Here is a 19139-nt window from a genome sequence, read left to right on the forward strand (position 1 = left end):
AAAAATTTAAGATCAGCACCCGCAGTCCATGCAACCGGGTTCACCCGCCAGCAGGATCTCGTGGTCGAGTACATTGGCATTGTCTTCATTCAGTATATCGAGGTAGGTAGTCAGCAGGGAGCGCGAAGTAAAAGGCTCAATGCGTTCCGCTTCTTCAAACGGTACCAGTTGCTCGTACAAGCCAGCCGAATCCCTGTCGGGAAAATGTTTGACCTTCATGCCGAGCACCGCGTCAACATAGTCGAGGTTTTCAAGAAACCGCAGCAGCTCAACGCTGTAAATGCGGGTACCAAATACCAGCGGAGCCTGCGTGTCGGTAGCCCATGGGGCCAGGAAATCCTTCAGGTCATTGTTCAGCTGCTTTTTATAAAAAAGCGCTTCGCGCCCCTTTCTGAATTTGACGCAAACCTGCAAACGCACGGGCTCAAACATTGCATTGCGCACCAGAAGCCGGCTTTTATCTTCCTCACAACCACAGCAGCAGCTGGTACCCCCTCCCTTTCCGCTCACGAAAAAGCTGTTGAACCGGTTTAGAAAATCTTCCATTTCTTCAAGTTCTCCCGCATTGAAAACAGGATAATAACACCCATCACCGGTCATGGCACCCGGATAGGGTACTACGGCCAGGGTCACATATCCCGCAGCTTCCACAGCAGTATCGCGCGTGTGCGGGAGACATTTGGCCAGGGCCACTTTCGGAAATTTTTCGAGGAGCAGGCGCTCATAATCCCAGATCGTAACGGCCCGATTGCGATGCCGCAGGCGCTCCTGTATGCGGCGGTAGTACGAGGTTACATCCGCCGACTCACCCAGGCGGCCGTCGAATGATGCAAATGGCTGTATGACCTGTGAAATCCCCGCATCACGAAACCGGGGCTCTGTAATGCTGCCCGCTGGCAGGCCGGCTGGCAGGTGCCCGAGATCATTGCGGTGATTTTCAAAAACAGCGGTAGCAGCCTGCGGGAAAATGTCGACCAGGTGTGGCATGGCACTGACGTAAATGTTGCGTCGGGGGTTGTTGCGGGCAGAGGCCTGTAACCAGTACAGGTCTTTACGCCCTCCTTCCCCCATGGCGAGGGTATTTCCATTGTTGATATCAGAGGGTACCTGAAACCGTACAATTCCCGTCTTGCACAGCCGGAGAGTTTCATCCAGCAGAATAAACCGGGGAGGAACCCGGACCCACTCATCATTCCGAAGATAGGACCATACAACTTCCTCTGGTGCAATATGGTCGGGGTTGCCGGAACCATCCGCGAAGTGAAACAATAAGGAGAGTGTCTGGCCGGGCAGCAGGTCTTCAAAACCCAGCCGCAGGTTTCCGTCGGCGGGCAGCGTTACAGTCGCCGGATCAGCACGCAGCGGCTCATCGGGGCCTGGTATATTTTGTGCGGGGATAAATGTTTCCTCTCTGGCATCCGCATAGCCGCCAAGGTCGTCGATGTGGTAAAACCTGTGCAGCGCATTACTATCCCCAAAAGTCACTTCCACCGGCTCCGACTGGTAGCTGACCGCTATGCTCTCTGCGGGCAGGGATACCATTTTCAGCGGACCTTCGCCGGATGCAGCCAGGGTATACTCTTTTTTAAAATAGCTGTAAGGGGTAGCCACAGTGTAAGGTACCGGCTCACTGAGGCGCATGTCCGCAAAATGGATGTATTCGGGCTTGCCGGGATGGTAAATCTCTTTTTCCTCCACCGGATCCACAGCGATCATCCCGTGATCTTCCCGTAGCGAGGGCAGGACGAGCACCGGTTTTTTTACTTTCTTGAAAGTCAGCTCAGGCGCTATGACATACAGGGTGTACCTGGTGTCGGCAGAGGGTGAGCCAGCCATCGGGATGTCGGACGATGGTGCGTAAGGTGTACTGCCGACCTGTATACTCACATTTTTCAGTAAAGTATTGGCGGTTTGCAGCGTAATACGATCAAAACGGAGCTCCGCGGCATCCGTGCGGCTGACAAAAGACCGGAGTGTAAACTGCAGGCACGGCAGGTCTGCCGGTACCCACGGATCATTCTGTACGGGCATGATGTCGGGCAATTGTTCCGGCAGTGTAAAGGTGACATCCTCCCCCCGAATGGCCGCATAACGACCGATATCCACCATTTGCTCACTGGTGCTCAGAAAGACGTCAAAAAGCTCGGTTATTTTGGATGTTATTCCATTGATCCGGATCGTGCGCTTCCCACCCTGGGCCAGCCAGAGTTCCGGTGACGCAATAAAGAAGCCGGGGTGACCCATGATGCGGCCGATCTTTTCCCTGACTTCTTCCAGTTCCGGTGAGCGGGAGGTCGATTCGCCCAGCAGGTTTTTGATGAGGTGCCCTTTCTTTTCATATTTTTTGTATAAACTTTCACCGGTAAGCGGTGCCCAGCTTTTTATTTTTGGAGGATAAGCTTCCTGCAGGCCATCACGCTTATCGGCTCCGCGCATGGCTACGGATATGATGCTGCCGCTTTCATCTTTGTAAAAACCCAGATTCTGCTTTTCCACCAGGGCTGCCTGGCTGATGACCAGCTCGTCGGCGAGCTTGTACAGCAGGTCATTCCCGTTTACATCCTGCCCGCCTGTAAAAAGGGTATCTTTTTCGATCTTGTACGAATCCGCCTGCTGCACCAGCTGAAATACCAGATGTACCTTATCCGGAATCTCGCGCCGCTGCTGGAGCCGCAGGATATCCAGATAATAGTAGTTCAGGTGCCTCGCCGCCAGCCCATTGAGCGCCGCCTGGTGGTACCGCCTGAAAAGCAATGCAAAAGCCAGAAAAAGCGCAATGTGCGGCGGATGGTCGCTGCGCCCGTGAAGTGACTGATGAAAAGCCTTTCCGGCCCGTCCCACGATAAAAGTTAGCACTTTGAAAAACTCCAGAAACAGGCGCCACAATGCTTCCTGATCCTGATGGGTTATCTGACGGTAGTCGATACAATTGAGAAAATCATGCACGGTAAGGCCCCACAGTGCCTCATCATCAAAAAATGGCTGGTACAGTTCAATCAGTCCGGTATGCTCGCCAATGCCTTTGTGGTAACTGACAAGGGTGGCGAGCGGACCGTCGTACAACCTGGTTCCGTTCTTATCCGCCACACCCAGCTTGTCCCTGATGAGGGCGGCTGCCTCTGTTTTCAGCGGATGATTGCCGGGCAATTTTCCGGCGATCTCTTCAATGAGGGCAGCTACGTCGCGGATCTGTGCGACCAGCTTGTGCAGTTTGGTCAATGCTTTTTCGCATTGTGGCACTCCCTCTTTCCTTTTTTCGGCTTTACAAGCCCGCACAAACGCAAGCTCTGCATTCCGGAACTTCACCTGAATCTGATCGAGGTCGGTAGCGGACACCAGGGCGAGCAGGGCCGTGGCATCGTGCTCCCAGAATGGCGTCCAGCTGCCATCGGGCTGGTTATACTCGTTCCAGTAGCGTACCTGCCCGGAAAATGATCCCGCAAAGGCCACCAGATCGGCCAGGCTGCGGTCGTCCAGCAGCAGGTTGTCCGGGATGAGGGCTTTGAGCAGCCGCTCGCGCTGCATGGTACCCGTGCGTTCGAGCGGGTGAATGGTAGGTTGCGGATAAGACATGGGCCTGATCGGTTAAAATGCCACGTTGGTACCCTCCTGGTAATAGAAGGGATATACCTTGTTGAAGCGGGTGTTGGTACTGCGCACGATGTAGGTGACGCTGATATCCAGGCGGCCTTCGAAGTCATTGGGTGTGATTGCGACACGTTCCAGTCTGATGCGCGCCTCATGCAGCTGGATACCCTCCCTGATCATCTCTTCCAGCAGGGAAAGCAGCGATACATTCATGGGCGCAAATACAAATTCTTCCAGATTACAGCCATAATCCGGTGTGATGCGGCGCTCACGCAGGCTGGTACTGAACAAGATCTGAAGACTTTGCCAGATATCTTCTTCGTCTGATACCATGACGGGCGCGCAGGTAGCCAGTGAAAACTGAGGCGGAAATGCCCAGCCGGTACCCAGGAAGCTTTTCCGGTCGGCTGACGGAAACAATGGTGTATTTTCCATTTGCAAAATTTTGTTTTAACTGCCAATCGAAACATTGGAAGAGCCGCCGGCAACTTTACCGCCATGCACGGTGGGATCCCCTTTGCGTGCAGCAGGCTTTCCATTGAAAAAAACCGATGCGGAGCCCTTCGCAATGCTGTTGGGACTGCCCGGGCATACACAGATGTCGGTAGCGGTTGCAGCCATGAGGCCGTTGATAAAAACCGTTTTGGGCGCTGCTACCTGGATTATCCCGCCGACATGGGTGCCGGTACCCGATTCCAGCGGAGCGGGACATTGATGGGCATCGTTCATTCTGGCAGCCTGCATGGTGATGATGATTAGTGTTATGGAATTCCAATCGTTTTGATACTATGGATCGTTGATCCGCACCTGCTTACCCTGAATAGATACATTCCCGGTGGCCTTAATCGAGATACCGGATGTGCTGGACAAGTCGATTCCCGCAGACGAAAGTTTGACAGCGTTCTTGTTCTTGTCCCGTATCTCGATCATCCCGTCTTTTTCGCTGAGCAGGATGGAGTATCCCTGGTCCGTTTTCAGCAGGATGCTTTTTTCTTCGTCATCGAATACGAGCTGCATTTTACCTTTTGTGTAAATACCTTTCTGCGCATTCTTTTCAGAGGCCGGGACAGGTGCGGGATGTTTCTTGCTGTACAATGAGCCGAGTACAATGGCGTCGTTCGGGTCGTTGTTAATGAATCCGAGGATCACCTCATCATCTTTTTCAGGACGAAAATTAAAGCCGCGCTTCTCTCCGGCCGTAACTGCCGCCACGCGCGCCCATACGCCCTGTGCATGGGACGGCTGACCGGAAATAACCGGCACCATCACCCTGACGCGATGGTCGCCCGGAAGCTTGTCGCCGCTCACAGCTGTTACCACGCCTATGTGCAGGCCCTGAATGGGCGGCAGCAGTCCTGCTGCCTCCGGGAGGGCGATTTCCGGGGCCGACTGGGCCAGCGTTTGCGTGCTGAGACCAAACTGGACGTCCGTTTGCCAGGTACCTTCAAATACCTGGTGCAGCAAACCTGTAACCAGGTGCTTGCCGTTGAACCTGCCCGCCACCCGCTTGATCTCTATTGTTTTCATCAATGTAAAATACCGTCCGCGCACCTTCACCTTGCCGCGCACCTGCGAGAGCTCACCGCGCTTTTTACCGGCCGCTGCCCAGGCGCTGAGCTCTTGGGTAGACCGGTCACCGCCATGGAAGAATGCAGGCGTCTGTTTTTTATAGAGTACATCCGGAAACTGGTGAGTAGCGTCTTCAATGCCCAGGTCGATGCCTGCCACACTGGCCGCGGCCGATAGTGCATTGCCGATCCCGGCAGTGGCGGAACCTGGCGAACCCGGGTTACTCCCGCCTTTTTCCGACACAAGCTTCTGCTCCGCAGCATTCCAGCTTCCGGTTTCCACATCGGGAAAGTGCGTACGGACATCCATTTCAGCCTCAAAGTCAATGATATCGTCACCCCAGGTTGCTGTAAAATCAGCTTTTGAAGCAGGCTGGGGCGATATGATGCTGATCTTTCCGTCTTCACAAATCACCACCAGCCCGTTTGCCTCGGCACGCATCACCAGAAAATCCCAGTCGGTGCAGTGGTACTGGACCATCTCGGGGTGTACATATGCAGTCGGGTCCAGCTTCCCAGCCGTAATTCCCTGGTCTGCATACGTACCGATCACCTCCTTGAAGATCTGCTGATCCGTTTTATCATAAAAATAACAACTCCGGCGCACCAGGGTCATTTTGACGGCCGGGTCATGACATACGAGTTCGAGCATGGATGCCCGCCCGTGCAGCGCACTGACCCCATGCCGCACGACAATACCCTTGAACACACTTTCGACCTTATTCTGGTAACCCAGCAGTATTTCGGCAGTTCTACCCGGGACAAAGACCGTTGAGCCGCTTTTAGGAAACGTACCCTTTTCTACCTTCCCGTCGGACAAATGGAGGCGGGCGTAGGGGATTCTGTTTACTTCACGGTAAACGGAGAGCGCCATCAGCCCGCCCGGGTTCTGGGTCGCATCCTTACCATCCATGCGGAGGGTCACGGCTACGTTGTGGGTGGGCGCGTCAGTCGCATTGCCGGAAATTGGATTTGATGGCAGGCCGGTCATAATAAGTTTTAATAAATGATTCAGTCTCCTACCGGGGGAAAAAGCAGTGCAGAGCCTGGTTTGAGTTTCCGGAAGTTGGTAAGCCCATTGATGCGCGCCACTTCCAGATAATAATCCGGTTCTTCGTAGATCGTCGTGCAAAGGTTGAGCAGCGTGTCGCTCGCTTTTACCTCCCGCTGCCGGGTAAGATCAGGCGAGAGCAGCGACATAGCGGCAGCAGCGGCGGCCGGCAGGATAAACTGCTGAATTTTCAGGTTTACATCCACCCGCAGCGGGAGACCCGACGAATGAAAAAGCGTGTAGTTCTGGTTCATTTCGAGCAGGGTACCTACAAATACGAGCTTCCCCCAGTTGAGAATGATAAAAGGCGGCCGGTGCGACTCATCCTGAATGCCATATACGACCAGTTCGAGCTGGGCCAGCTTGGCCGTCACAAATGCTACCTGGGCGTCGCCGTCCATTGCTGCAAATGCCTGTGATACAGCATCAATCGCCTGCTTGGGAATGGGCACAATGCCGGTACCGTCGATGGTAAATTTCAGGTCAAGTACCTCAGGCTCCACCGAGCTGAACTGCGCCTCGGCCTTTTTCTTGGACCCGCCGATCTCAGAAGGATTGAGATAGCGGATCTTAAACTGACGCTGGTACTGTTCCGGATTGATCGGCAGCTCAAAAATGCCGCCCGCAAGGCTCTGGGCTATACTGCTCGCAGCGGCCAGCGGAGAGCTGAAGTCAATGCGCACGGATGTGATCCGAAGCTTGTTAACGTATGCTTTTTCCATTTCAGCGTTCTTTTTGGCGTTCAATCGTGCTCATCACTTTCCGTACTACTGACTCGGTAATGCGGTCTTCCAAAGCACGCAATGCATCCGGATCGGGTTCCGTTGTGTCCTGACCGCCCTGGGTTTCGCCATAGCTGCGCCTGTCGGTAAAGCTGGCATGTACGGTCATTTCAATGATGTAGAACATGGCTTTTATGCGGGGAATGATTTGGTAAAATAATGGTACTGCAGCTCCACGCTCTCGATCACCAGCTCATTGTTCATGGCATTGAAGGGCGAAACCGACCACTTTACAGGATAGGCATGCACCACGTGCCAGGCTACCAGCGGGTTGTGCAATGAGTCCGGCAAGGCAGGGTCCAGCAGGAAAATATCCAGGTCTTTGGGACTGAACGAAAACTCGCCGATCGCCTGGCTGCACCAGTCATGCAATGCCGAACTGACCTTAAAACCCCTTTTCAGCACCAGCTTATCCGAGCTGGTACGCAGGGGCAGCTGGTGCGTAAACCGGTTTTCTCCTCCTTCCCGGAGTGCCAGCGTTTCCAGCATCATAACCAGCCCGGCCACTTCCTGGAAATCCGCCTCAGCTTCGGGAAAGCCGTCGATGCTGACCTTGAAATAAAATCCGACAGGCGGGTAAAAGGCCATTTTTAGGGGTATTTAGTGGTACGAGACAGTCACACCTTCGTGCGCAAGCTCGATGGTTTCAATAGATACCTCGTTGCCGTCGGCCTTCATGTCGCTGAACTGTACCTTGGTCGGGAAGGCATTCTGCAGGTTCCAGGATACAACCTCCACAGCTGCCTCGTCCATCAGGGTGACTGTGACTGTGCGGCGGTAGTCTTTTCTTTTTACCAGCGATTTTTCATTGGCTTTATCCCCTCCGTCAATCCAGTCGTAAAAGTCCCTCACGCCCTTGAACACGCCCCGTTTAAGTACCACATTACTGAACTTCCGGTGGCCTGCGATTTTTCTTTTGGACAGATTGGGATCAATGCCATCGCGGTACTCGATCACATCAACCTGGTAGTCCAGCCCGGTCACTTCGGTAAAACCGATCTCGGTTTCCCGGGAAAGCGAATCCCACTTCACCTTGAAGCGAAATTTGGGTATAGGATAAAATATGTCTGGCATGGTAGTGAATATTTATGGTGGTTTTCGATTAAACCCTAGGCAGCATTGGCCTGGAACTTGTGCTCATAGCGCAGGATGATGAATTCAGCCGGCCGGGCGACCCGGAGCTTGATCTCGACGATCATCCGTCCTTCCAGAATGTCCACGTCGGTCATGGTTTCGGGCAGCCCTACATTTACCTGAAATGCCTCGTTCATGGTGTTACCAAACAATCCGCCGGATTTCCATATCTCAATCAGAAAGTTGCTGATCATAGCCTTCACCTTGATCCAGCTATCGCGGGTATTGGGTGCAAAAACAAAGTCCTGCATGGCCCTTGCGACCGAATCTTCGATGAAATTGAATGTGCGGCGGACAGAAATATACCGCCACTCCAGATCGTTGCCGGTGAGCGTGCGCGCTCCGAAGACCAGGATTCCTTTTCCCTCATAGGTGCGGATCGCATTCACCGACTTGCCCGAACCGGCATCCACGTTCAGGTCGGCATGGAAGTCGTCGTCGATCTCCACGGTTGGGGCAATGACCGCAGCCAGTCCGACATTGGCCGGTGCTTTCCAGACACCCTGGGTAGCGTCTGTCTGTACCATCAGTCCGGCGATGGCCGGGCTGGGTGGCAGGATCACCGGTACTGCATTGATTGCCTCACGTATTTTGTTGAACATCAGATTATTTGAACTTTCCAGATCGCCCATTTTGCTACCTGCGGGCAGAAGTCTGCCTGCCGGCAACTGGTCGTCAATCTCCTTCTGAGCAGCTTCAAATTCGCCAGTTCTGGTATTTTTAGCAGTATCGAAGTCATCGAATGCTTTTTTAATGTCAGCCTTTGCAGTATCCAGGGTAGCACCCGGCTTTTTTAACGCGGCCGTGACTTCTGCGGGAACCGGTAAAGCTTTTTTGCGCAATGCATCTTCAACCTCCTTGCGAAGGGCTCCAAGGTCGGCCGCCGTACTGGCCGCCGCAACATCCTTCGCTTCCGAATAGCCTTTTGCCTGTACGCTCAGCTGGGTAATTGCCTGCTGTTTGAGCAGCAGCGCAGAGGTGAATGCGTGGTGTGAGGCAATGGTCACCCCGGCAGGGTCAAAACGGTAATCTATTGTTGTCTGCAGAAACGGATAGTAGGCACCGCCGTATTTCAGGCTGATATCCTTGGGTATCTTCGTCCTGAAATTATCGCCAATGTAACTGATGTCGGTATTTTTATCATCCACATCCACCACTACGATCCGGTTCACCATTTTCATACAATGTTTGAGGGTGTATGGGATCAGGGTGCCATAATGATCATCGTCGTTGAGGTTTTTACCCGCGTCAGGGAAGGACAGTATGGTGACATCTTTGGCCAGCCGGGCAGCGTCAACACCTTTCTGAAGATCAGCAGCCGCTACGGTATCATCCTCATAATTCCCGACAGAAATAATATAGCCGGGTCCGCCGCCATTGGCATAGTAAAGCTTCATGGCATAATACATTTTGAACTTAAAATCGTCGGCCGGCTGTACCCGCACATCGGTGCGGATGCTGGTAGCCGTTTGAAGATCATCGACAATTTCGAGCAGATCGACACTGATTGCCTGGGCGGGGGCTGTGCCAAAATAGTTTTCGTACTCCCGGAGGTTACGGATACGCACCGGTTTGAGCAAGACATCCTCCCCGTTTTTACTCGCAAATTCGGTATAGCCGATGAAGCATGGCACGGCACTGGGCACCACTCCTATCGATGGGGGTATGGTGGGTACTTCCACCGTAAACACGCCGGGCATCCGGGTATCTGGTAATGCAGCCATAATCAGGTATTTTAAAGTTTAAGGATTCAGATATTGTAAAATATGAGCGACTGGTCGCCGCGTATCCGTACGGTTGAAATATCGGGTACGGGCAATTTTGCATAGCTGGTGTTTCCGCTGATCCCCAGCGCGATCGTAGGCGGACGATGTTCAAGTATGGGGATCGGAACGGTGCTGCCGAATACAAATACATCCTGTACAGAATCGGCATTGCTGTTCCGGATCTTATCGATCGTCGCTTTAAGCCCGGCATCCAGCTCGGCTTCGGACAAGCGGGTAAATTCCACCTGGGCAGGAGATACCACATCACTTACGTGACGGCTGTACGAAATGCGGATATCGTCGCCGGTTCCATAAGGTACTTTCTTGTTTTTTACATCGATCAATACATAATGCCACGCAAGCTCACGATAAGCTATATACGTCACGTACTGTGTACCTGCTTCAACACTGTCATCCAGGCAGAGATCAACAATCCCGAAAAAGGGTTCACTGCTGCCGGCTTCGTCACTGGCATAAAACTCCGGTCCTCCGGGTACCAGCGCAGCGGGCAGGCGGTACAAGCCGGGAGCGGGCAGGTTTACTTCAAGACTGTCGGCCCCGGGTATGGCGGCAAGTGCCGAAAGTACTTTCCAGCCTGCTCCACCTACAAACTTCTCGATCAGAATCTCGCCCGGCCAGGCTGCCACATCCAGTGTAAACCGCTCCGGGCGCAAAGGTGGGAGCACATCCGCATCAGACAGTGCCGCTTCTTTGGTAAGACCAGCCCTGAGCGAACCGTCGGTAAGGTTTGCATTGGTCAGGTAAAACCTGCGTGTGCCCGGCGACACTCCGGTACCGTTACTCCACGAAAACCGGCTTACATTTCCAAGCAATGGATTATTCAGCAGCACTTTAAAGGACAGGCAAACGGGTTTGCTGATGGGAACCTCAGGCTGCCCCTCCTCCATTTTCTGCAGAATCAGCACCTGGTCTCCGGCTTGCCTCAGCACCAGTCCGAAGCTTTCCAGGACCGGTACGCATCCGGCCGCAGGAACCAGCGTGAAGTCACGGCTCCGCCCGTTTTGATAATAGCTGTGTGCAAATCCGATTGAACACAAAAGCCGGTATGCAATGTGCAGCATAAACAAGTCATTTAAGGGTTTTACCTTACTCAGTTAAGATGTTCGACACTGTCGATGTTCGTAATTACGTCGGCACCGTTCAACGGTGACTGCTGTACGTACAGGAGCCTGGCTTTATACAGCACCGACGGCATCGAATGTCCGCCCAGCACTGTCCAGAGATTATGCAGGTTCTCAAAACCAATGTTGTGTATCGTAAAAGTGAGCTTGTGCGTGTTGCTGAACTCGTCGGTATAGCTCATGTGCTGCTGGGCCTGAAAAAACTGAAGAACCAGCCCGAGGTGTTTCAATGCCTCCGCATACAGTTTGAAATTGGCCGAAAACAGCAGGTATAGGTTCAGGTGCAGCGCCGGCTTCTGGTACATGCTCACGGATTGTTCCTGGTGTACCGGGTAGTTATTTTTCAAACTGTTTTCCTCTTCCAGACTGATGAGCGTGAGCACCAGCTTGTCCTGCATGGAATCATCGGATTCCTGCTGTTTTTCATGCCTGGCGATGTCGGCCAGCACCAGCGTTTCCAGTATGCCGCCACCGTTGAGCACAGTCTTGGGCAGCAGGGCAAAGTCGTTGAAACGCGTAACGATTTCTTTCAGACAATTTTCCAGCATGATTACATCCGGTATCTTGAAAAGTAATGCTGTACCTCAAAAGTGTAAATTCCGGAGCGGCTCGAGGCCGGCTCACCGCAATGACAGGGGCTGGTTCCCCGGTCGTTTTAACAAACCATCTCTGAAAAGCAGATCCAATCGATGCTCAGAAATATGTGGTTTTTTTTTGTGAAAACTTTATGTAGCAGAGTCAGGTAGAAAGTCGGACAGAATGTCCTGTACTTGGCAATTTTTCTATTCCGCGAAAGTGGGCGTCGTGTTACAGCAAACCAAAGGTAACAGAACATTTGTCAAAAAAAAGTGAAAGGATTGTGTTGTTATTAAGCGGCTTATGCGCCCTTTTCAATCCGGCACGAATATAGTAGCAAGCGCCGCCTAACACCATATTTGCAGAAAAAATGAAAAACAGAAAATGGCTGATCATACTACTCGTCCTGCTGGCCGCTGCCGCAGTACTCTGGCTCTGGTGGCGCGGGCAACATCCCGGTCCCGTGAAGCAGGAAGTAACCGAGGCGCTCACCCCCGACCTGAGCCTGGCCAATCTCAGCATCACGGACATTGACGATGACCGCATCAAACTCACCAGCAAGGTGACTGTCCATAACCGGCTGCCTATGCAACTGAGCGCAAAACAAGTTGATTATCAGATTTATATAGATTCCGTAAAAATCATTGAGGATGTGTATCAAAAGCCGCTGGTACTCAAATCGGGAGACAGTACCACGCTCACCATCCCCATGCAGGTGCTGAAACATAACCTTGTCGGACTGCTTAAACATTTTGACAAGGCAAAAACGGACAGTGCGGATTACGGACTCAGGGCATCGTTCGAGACAGACGTACCTGTGGCGGGCGAAAAGCTGATCAAATTACACCTGACGAAAAAACTACCCGCTATCCGCATTCCCAAAATCGACATCAAGGATGTGGATATTCACGCATTTGACCTCAAAAACAAGGGTGTCGATGTCACATTGCAGCTCTTTAATCCCAATCAGTTTGCGATCAAAATGCGGGATGCGGCATTTCATTTTGCGATGGAGGATGCCCTGCAAATGGAAGGCGTGCTGCAACCCGCCACCATCAGCCTCGAACCCAGATCGTCCAGGACCATTAAAGTACATTGCGAGGTAAAAGAGCGCAAGTTTCTGAAAGCCGGCTGGGAGCTGCTCACCAATAAGAAGGACACGCACTTCAACACGGTGTTCAAAGCACTGGTTCTTTCGGATAATGAAATGCTCAACAACAGCAACATCCGAACTACTGTAAAAGGTACCATGGACGAGCTGCTCCACGTAGCCGAGTAAATCCGTTTCTTCCAACAAAAAAATAGTCCCGGCGCAGTACACCGGGACTATAACCATATGACTTCGTTCCCGAAACCGACTGTCATTACACAGGAATTCAAGAACCTGCACAAGGTACGTGAATAGAACTAGTTTTACGTGTGCTACCCGCATTTTTTAGTAGGACTATTTTCGCGCAAAGCTGATTATCAGATCCAATCATTTCGGGAACAAAGGCCCAGCCTGTGCGGAACCTGTCGGCCTGTGCAATTCGGTGCGGATTCTTGTGAGTTCTACATAGTTTTGTTTAGTTTGCTAAGTAAATCAATAACATAATGCAATCTCTTATTCAGGTCTTCATAGTGGACGATGACATCGACGATCAGGAGATTTTCTCGCTCATTTTTGAAGGTGCTGATGACAGGGTTTCGTGTACATTCGCCAATAACGGCCTGCATGCGCTTGACAAACTGGCAAATGGAAGCGTGAACCCGCACCTGATATTTGTGGACATCAATATGCCTAAAATGAATGGCATTGAACTGCTTACCCGCCTGAAATCACAGCCTCACCTTCCCGATACGCCTGTTTACATGCTTTCCACCTCTGCGGAAAAAAACATTATAGAACAGTGCATAAGCCTGGGTGCTACGGGGTTTATACAAAAGCAAGCCAACATGGACGAGCTGAAAACGGCATTTATAAACATCATTCAAAATCTTGCCTCCTCTTTGTAAATGAATATGAATAACGGTACCTCGCTGGAATTTCTGGCCGGGGGTGGCGAAATGGGAGACCGCATCCGCAGCTTCGACTGGGAAGCTACGCCCCTGGGAATTCCGGAACACTGGCCGCAGAGCCTCCGGACCTGCGTACGGATTATGCTCAGTTCCAAACAGCCCATTTGGATCGGCTGGGGCAGTCAGCTGATCAAGCTCTATAATGATGCTTACATCGATATTGTGCGCGGCAAGCACCCGATTGCTTTGGGCCAGCCGGCATCGGTGGTCTGGAAGGACATATGGAGGGATATTGAGCCGCTGCTGACCAAAGCGATGACTACCGACGAGGGTACTTACGTGGAGTCGCAGCTCCTGATCATGGAGCGCAGCGGATTTCCGGAAGAAACGTATTATACCTTTTCATACACGCCGGTCCTGGACGAAGGCGGGCGGCCGGCAGGCATTATCTGCTACAACACGGCCGATACCGACCGCATTGTCAATGAGCGTCTGCTACGGACCATGCAGCAGCTGGATACGCTGGCGCAAAAGAAGAATGAAAAGGAAATATACGAGCAGGCCGTGTGGGCACTGGGCAGCAACCCACGTGACTTTCCGCTGGCCATCATTTACAAGATAGACAAAGAAGGTACGGAGGCCCGCATGGCTGCGGCATCCGGCATTATTGAAGACCATCCTGCCCTGCCCCCGGTGATCAACCTGCAAAACCCGGATACGGCGGCTGAGACCATGAGCAAGGCGGTGCTGGGAAACCGCATCGTGGAATCGACGGGCAACCACCGCTGGAAGGATCTGCCCAAAGGAGTATGGGACGTGCAGCCATGGCATTATGTGGACATTCCGATTAAATCAGGAAATAAAAAATACCCGCTTGCGGTGCTCACCGTAGGGCTAAACCCTTACCGGAAGTTTGATGATGCTTACCGGAACTTCATACAGCTGGTGGCCGACCAGATATCGCTGGGCGTGAACAATGCGCTGGCCTATGAGGAAGAGCGAAAGCGCGCGAAGATGCTGGAAGAGCTCGATAAGGCAAAGACCTTGTTTTTTACAAATGTCAGCCACGAGTTCCGCACGCCGCTTATGCTCATGCTCGGGCCGCTGGAAGAGCTCCTGAACGACCAGGACGTACAATCCGCCGCCCACGAAAAGCTGGAAGTAACACACCGTAATGCATTGCGCCTGCTCAAACTTGTGAACACGCTCCTGGATTTCAGCCGGATCGAAAGCGGCAGGATCCGGGCATCGTTTGTACTGACGGACCTGGCCGATTATACCTCCAACCTGGCCGCCAACTTCCGGTCGGTAGTGGAGAAGGCGGGTTTAAAGCTGGTGGTGCATGTAGTTGATAATCCTTCGCCCGTGTACATTGACCGGCAGATGTGGGAAAAGATCATCTTCAACCTGCTTTCAAATGCATTCAAATACACGCTCGAAGGCTCCATTACAATAACAGTCTCGTCAGAGCACGGGCAGGCTGTGGTGCGGGTTACCGATACCGGCGTCGGGATCCCGGCGAAAGAGCTGCCCAAAATGTTTGAGCGCTTTCACCGCATTCAGAATACGGCCGGCAGGACCTTCGAGGGTACGGGTATCGGCTTGTCGCTGATCAAGGAGCTGGTGCAGCTGCATGAAGGAAGTATTACCGTGGAAAGTACATCAGAAAAAGGCAGCACGTTTATTGTAAAACTTCCGGTTGGCAAGAGCCACATCAGGCCGCAGCAGGCTTTTGAGGAGGATCCTGGTTTTGACGACATCGTATCTGCATTTTATATCGAAGAAGCTTCCAGCCTGCTGGACCAGCATGCGGACACGCAACAGCTACCCGCGCCGGTGAGCAGCGAAATGGCTTCGGCGGAAACAATCCTCATCGTGGACGACAATGCCGACATGCGGCAGCATGTGCAGTCGCTGATCGGCCGCCGCTACCAGACCCGGACGGCAGGGAATGGTGTGGAAGCCCTCAAAGTCATTGCGGAATTCCAGCCTTCACTGATTCTCAGTGACATTATGATGCCCGAAATGGATGGTATTGAGCTGCTGAGGCGCATCAAGGATAATCCGGCCACCGCCAGCATTCCCATGATCCTCATTACCGCGCGCGCCGGTGAAGAATCCAAGATCGAAGGGTACGAGATCGGGGCGGACGATTACCTGATCAAACCGTTTTCGGCCAATGAACTTATTGCGCGGATCAAGGCCCAGCTGAGGATTGCAGGCGCACACAGGCATATCCAGAAAAAGCTCGAAAGCTACCTCATGCAAATGCCCGCCGGGGTAGCGCTGGTGGAATGTCCCGGTTTCAGGTACACGATGGCCAATGCATTGTTCCGCAACATATCAGGAACTACCCAGCTTACCATGATGGGCGCCCGGCTCAAAGAGGCATTTAAAGACAAAAAACTGGACCTCAATGCATTGTATCGCCAGGTATATACAACCGGCAAACCATTTACCTGTCGTGAGCTCGCGTTTGAACCCGTACATACCGGACTGGCTGCGGCCATTTACTATGATGTGCTGATCTACCCGATCCGTGACGCGGATGAGCAGGTCAGTGAGATCATGGTGCATATGGTTGACACTACGGCACAGGTGGAGGCGATGAAACGGATAGAGGCCAGCGAGAAGCAATTCCGCAGCGTGCTGCTCGAATCCCCCAATATATTCCTGATCCTGCGCGGTGCCGAAATGCGCATTTCCTTTGTAAACCCTCCCCTGCTCCGGTCGTGGGACAAAACCGAGCAAATTGTTGGAAAAACGCTGCTGGAAGTTCTTCCTGAACTCAGGGGACAGCCTTTTCCAACATTGCTGGAACAGGTATACCGTACGGGGAAACTGTACTATGGAAATGAAGAAAAGGCTTCGATCCTGATAAAAGGGGTAGCGCAGGACTTTTACTACAACTACGTTTACCAGCCTATTTTCGACATCGAGAACCGGATTTCGGGCATTACGGTGATGGCTACCGACATTACGGAGGAAGTCCGCTCCCGGCGCGTGATCGAAGAAAGCGAAGAGAAGTTCCGGATGCTGACCGAAACGCTGCCGCAGCTGGTTTGGATGACCGACAAAGACGGAACGCTGCAGTTTGCTTCCCGCCAGTGGCTGGAATACAGCGGAATGATACTGTATGAAGGGAACGTAGTGGCACGCCTGATCCATCCCGACGAGCAGCAGCATGTGGTAGACGTCTGGCAGGAAAGCCTGCGCACGGGTAACATTTTCCGGGTAGAAGTGCGGCTTAAAAACCGGCATGGCGATTACCGCTGGCATTATGGGCAGGGTGTGCCCATGCGCAATGAAGAAGGTGAAATCCGCAACTGGATCGGTACATACACGGACATTCACGACCAGAAGATGTTTACCGATGACCTTGAGAAAAAGATTCAGCAGCGTACCCTGGATCTCGTAAAAGCAAACCGCGAACTGGAATCCTTCAACTACATTGCCAGTCACGACCTGCAGGAGCCGCTCCGGAAGATCCAGACTTTTATCAACCTTATCCAGAAGAGCCCGGACGACAGAGGAGCCACGGAGCGGTATTTCACCAAGATCTACTCCTCAGCGGAACGCATGAGCGAGCTCATTCACTCTGTACTGGAATACAGCCGGCTGTCAAATACGGGCGACGAATTTGCAGAGGTCGACCTGAACAGGGTGCTGGAAGATGTGAGGACAGACTTTGAACTGCTGATCCAGGAAAAAAATGCAACGATAGAGTATGACCAGCTGCCGGTTGTTCGCGCCAATGCATTCAGAATGAGCCAGCTGTTTTCAAATCTCATCAGTAACTCGCTGAAATTCACGCAGCGTGATCCCGTTATCAGCATTGTATGGGAAAAGGTTCCGGGAGAAAGCATTCCTGCGGCGGGAGGCATGGATGCCGGGAAGGCGTACATGCATATGGTGTTCAAAGACAATGGGATCGGCTTTGAACCCGAGTTCAGTGAGAAAATCTTTACGCTTTTTCAGCGGCTGCACGGCAAGCACGAGTACTCAGGCACAGGAATCGGTCTGAGCATTGTGAAAAAGATCATAGAGCAGCATGAAGGCTTCATTGCCGCAGAATCGGAGCCTGGCAGCGGGGCTACATTCCATATCTGGCTCCCCGCCTGACATGCCGATCCAGCCTTAAACAAGAGGCTGGATCATTTTTTTATACAAACACCTGCATGGCACTGCCAGGATCCATCCTGCCCGGCTACCAGAGTTTTTCTTCCTTCATGAAGCCGGTAGCAGTGAGTACCTGCATGAGCAAGCTGGTCACCAGCATGGCACGAACCAGGATAAACAGGATCCGGTAATCGACCTGAGGTTCGAGCTGGACCGCAAAATAGTACAAGGAAATGTTGGTTACGACGAGTAAAAGAAAAGTAAAAACTTTGGCGATCATCTGATTTATGAGGTTTTTAACTACTAAATTAATAAAGCTGTTTTAATTTCAAATACTGTAATAATTATAAAGTCTGCTTATGGAACACAGACAATTGGGAGCATCCGGGCTGCATATTCCCGTTCTTAGTTTCGGTACCGCTACCTTTGGCGGTGGCAATGCATTTTTCAAAGCATGGGGCGACACCCAGCTGGACGAAGCACGCAAACTTGTTGATATTTGTCTGGAAGAAGGTGTTAACCTGTTTGACACCGCCAACGTATATTCACAGGGGATTTCGGAAGAGATTCTTGGCAAGGTGCTGCAGGGCCGGCGAAATGATGTGCTCATTTCTACCAAGGCCACATTCCCGATGGGTAAGGGTGCCAATGATTTCGGCTCGGGCCGGTACCACCTGATTACCGCCTGCGAAGCCAGCCTCAAACGCCTCGGCACCGACCATATCGACATTTACCATATGCACGGGTTCGACGGCAACACCCCGGTTGAGGAAACCCTCCGCGCACTCGACGACCTGATCACGGCCGGAAAGGTACGGTACATCGCCTGCTCCAACTTTTCGGGCTGGCACCTGATGAAATCGCTTTCGATCTCGGAAAAACATGGCTGGGCCAGGTATGTGGCCCATCAGGCTTACTACTCGCTGCTGGACCGGGAGTTTGAATGGGAGCTGATGCCCGCCGGCATTGACCAGCATGTGAGCACAATCGTATGGAGTCCGTTGTCATCGGGCAGGCTGAGCGGGAAGTTCCGGAGAGGGCAGCCGCTGCCGGAAGACAACCGGATGAACCAGGGCGGGACCCATGGTCCGGCGACGAACTTCGAGCTGCTGTACAATATCGTGGATGCGCTTGATGAGATAGCGGAAGAAACGGGCAAGTCCGTAGCACAGGTTGCGCTCAACTGGCTTCTGCAGCGCCCGACGGTGGTCAACATCATCATCGGCGCCAGAAATGAAGAGCAGCTGCGGCAGAACCTCGGGGCTGCAGGCTGGAACCTCACCCTAGAACAGGTAAAAAAACTGGATGCTGCAAGTGATCGCGACCCGGTTTATCCGTACTGGCATCAGCGGCAGAATACCCGGCTGAACCCGCTGCCCGGATTTTATTAAATTCCCGAAAAAGCCTTGCAGTAC

The 19139-nt window shown here is 52.6% G+C and carries 16 protein-coding genes; 4 read left to right on the top strand and 12 right to left on the bottom strand.

From position 1 onward, the window contains the following. Positions 1 to 12: 12 nt before the first annotated feature. Genes HWI92_RS06650 through HWI92_RS06700 form a run of 11 tightly spaced genes read right to left on the bottom strand, consistent with a single transcriptional unit; the run spans position 13 to position 11579 of the window. Complete coding sequence (locus tag HWI92_RS06650; protein WP_204661820.1) at positions 13 to 3573, bottom strand: baseplate J/gp47 family protein; 3561 nt, start codon at positions 3571 to 3573, stop codon at positions 13 to 15. 12 nt (positions 3574 to 3585) lie between these two features. Then, positions 3586 to 4023, bottom strand: a complete 438-nt coding sequence (locus HWI92_RS06655) for a gp25 family contractile injection system sheath assembly initiator (RefSeq protein ID WP_204661821.1) — start codon at positions 4021 to 4023, stop codon at positions 3586 to 3588. 15 nt (positions 4024 to 4038) lie between these two features. Then, complete coding sequence (locus tag HWI92_RS06660; RefSeq protein WP_204661822.1) at positions 4039 to 4332, bottom strand: PAAR domain-containing contractile injection system baseplate protein; 294 nt, start codon at positions 4330 to 4332, stop codon at positions 4039 to 4041. 42 nt (positions 4333 to 4374) lie between these two features. Then, on the bottom strand, positions 4375 to 6147 hold the full coding sequence (gene vgrG / locus HWI92_RS06665) for a type VI secretion system tip protein VgrG (protein ID WP_204661823.1): 1773 nt from the start codon (positions 6145 to 6147) through the stop codon (positions 4375 to 4377). Between the two features lie 20 nt (positions 6148 to 6167). Continuing rightward, on the bottom strand, positions 6168 to 6929 hold the full coding sequence (locus tag HWI92_RS06670) for a CIS tube protein (RefSeq protein WP_204661824.1): 762 nt from the start codon (positions 6927 to 6929) through the stop codon (positions 6168 to 6170). A gap of 1 nt (position 6930) precedes the next feature. Then, entirely contained in the window at positions 6931 to 7116 is a 186-nt protein-coding gene (locus HWI92_RS06675; protein WP_204661825.1) for a hypothetical protein, read from the bottom strand. Between the two features lie 5 nt (positions 7117 to 7121). Then, positions 7122 to 7577 (bottom strand): phage tail protein, encoded by a 456-nt coding sequence (locus tag HWI92_RS06680; protein ID WP_204661827.1) that lies wholly within the window; start codon positions 7575 to 7577, stop codon positions 7122 to 7124. Positions 7578 to 7589: 12 nt separating this feature from the next. Next, entirely contained in the window at positions 7590 to 8063 is a 474-nt protein-coding gene (locus tag HWI92_RS06685) for a phage tail protein (RefSeq protein ID WP_204661829.1), read from the bottom strand. 35 nt (positions 8064 to 8098) lie between these two features. Continuing rightward, positions 8099 to 9847, bottom strand: coding sequence for a phage tail sheath family protein (locus HWI92_RS06690; RefSeq protein WP_204661831.1), 1749 nt, complete (start codon positions 9845 to 9847; stop codon positions 8099 to 8101). A 26-nt stretch (positions 9848 to 9873) separates the two neighbouring features. Further along, entirely contained in the window at positions 9874 to 10971 is a 1098-nt protein-coding gene (locus HWI92_RS06695) for a hypothetical protein (protein WP_204661833.1), read from the bottom strand. A gap of 29 nt (positions 10972 to 11000) precedes the next feature. After that, positions 11001 to 11579 carry a contractile injection system cap protein gene (locus HWI92_RS06700; RefSeq protein ID WP_204661835.1) on the bottom strand — a complete coding sequence of 193 codons (579 nt, stop codon included), beginning with the start codon at positions 11577 to 11579 and terminating at the stop codon, positions 11001 to 11003. A gap of 398 nt (positions 11580 to 11977) precedes the next feature. Between HWI92_RS06700 and HWI92_RS06705 the strand changes: the two genes are divergently transcribed. From HWI92_RS06705 to HWI92_RS06715, 3 genes are all read left to right on the top strand, one after another. Further along, positions 11978 to 12886, top strand: coding sequence for an LEA/WHy family protein (locus HWI92_RS06705; protein ID WP_204661837.1), 909 nt, complete (start codon positions 11978 to 11980; stop codon positions 12884 to 12886). Between the two features lie 314 nt (positions 12887 to 13200). Beyond that, entirely contained in the window at positions 13201 to 13602 is a 402-nt protein-coding gene (locus tag HWI92_RS06710; protein ID WP_204661839.1) for a response regulator, read from the top strand. Positions 13603 to 13608: 6 nt separating this feature from the next. Next, the gene (locus tag HWI92_RS06715) at positions 13609 to 17727 is read left to right on the top strand and encodes an ATP-binding protein (RefSeq protein WP_204661841.1); all 4119 of its coding nucleotides are present in this window, start codon (positions 13609 to 13611) and stop codon (positions 17725 to 17727) included. Between the two features lie 85 nt (positions 17728 to 17812). On the opposite strand, the gene HWI92_RS06720 is transcribed toward HWI92_RS06715, so the two are convergent. After that, a complete protein-coding gene (locus HWI92_RS06720) occupies positions 17813 to 18004 on the bottom strand; it encodes a hypothetical protein (RefSeq protein ID WP_204661843.1) in 192 nt (63 codons plus the stop codon). A 79-nt stretch (positions 18005 to 18083) separates the two neighbouring features. On the opposite strand from HWI92_RS06720, the gene HWI92_RS06725 reads away from it, so the two are divergent. After that, entirely contained in the window at positions 18084 to 19115 is a 1032-nt protein-coding gene (locus HWI92_RS06725; protein WP_204661845.1) for an aldo/keto reductase, read from the top strand. The last annotated feature ends 24 nt before the right edge of the window (positions 19116 to 19139 follow it).

The sequence above is a fragment of the Dyadobacter sandarakinus genome (genome assembly GCF_016894445.1).
GTDB lineage: Bacteria > Bacteroidota > Bacteroidia > Cytophagales > Spirosomataceae > Dyadobacter > Dyadobacter sandarakinus.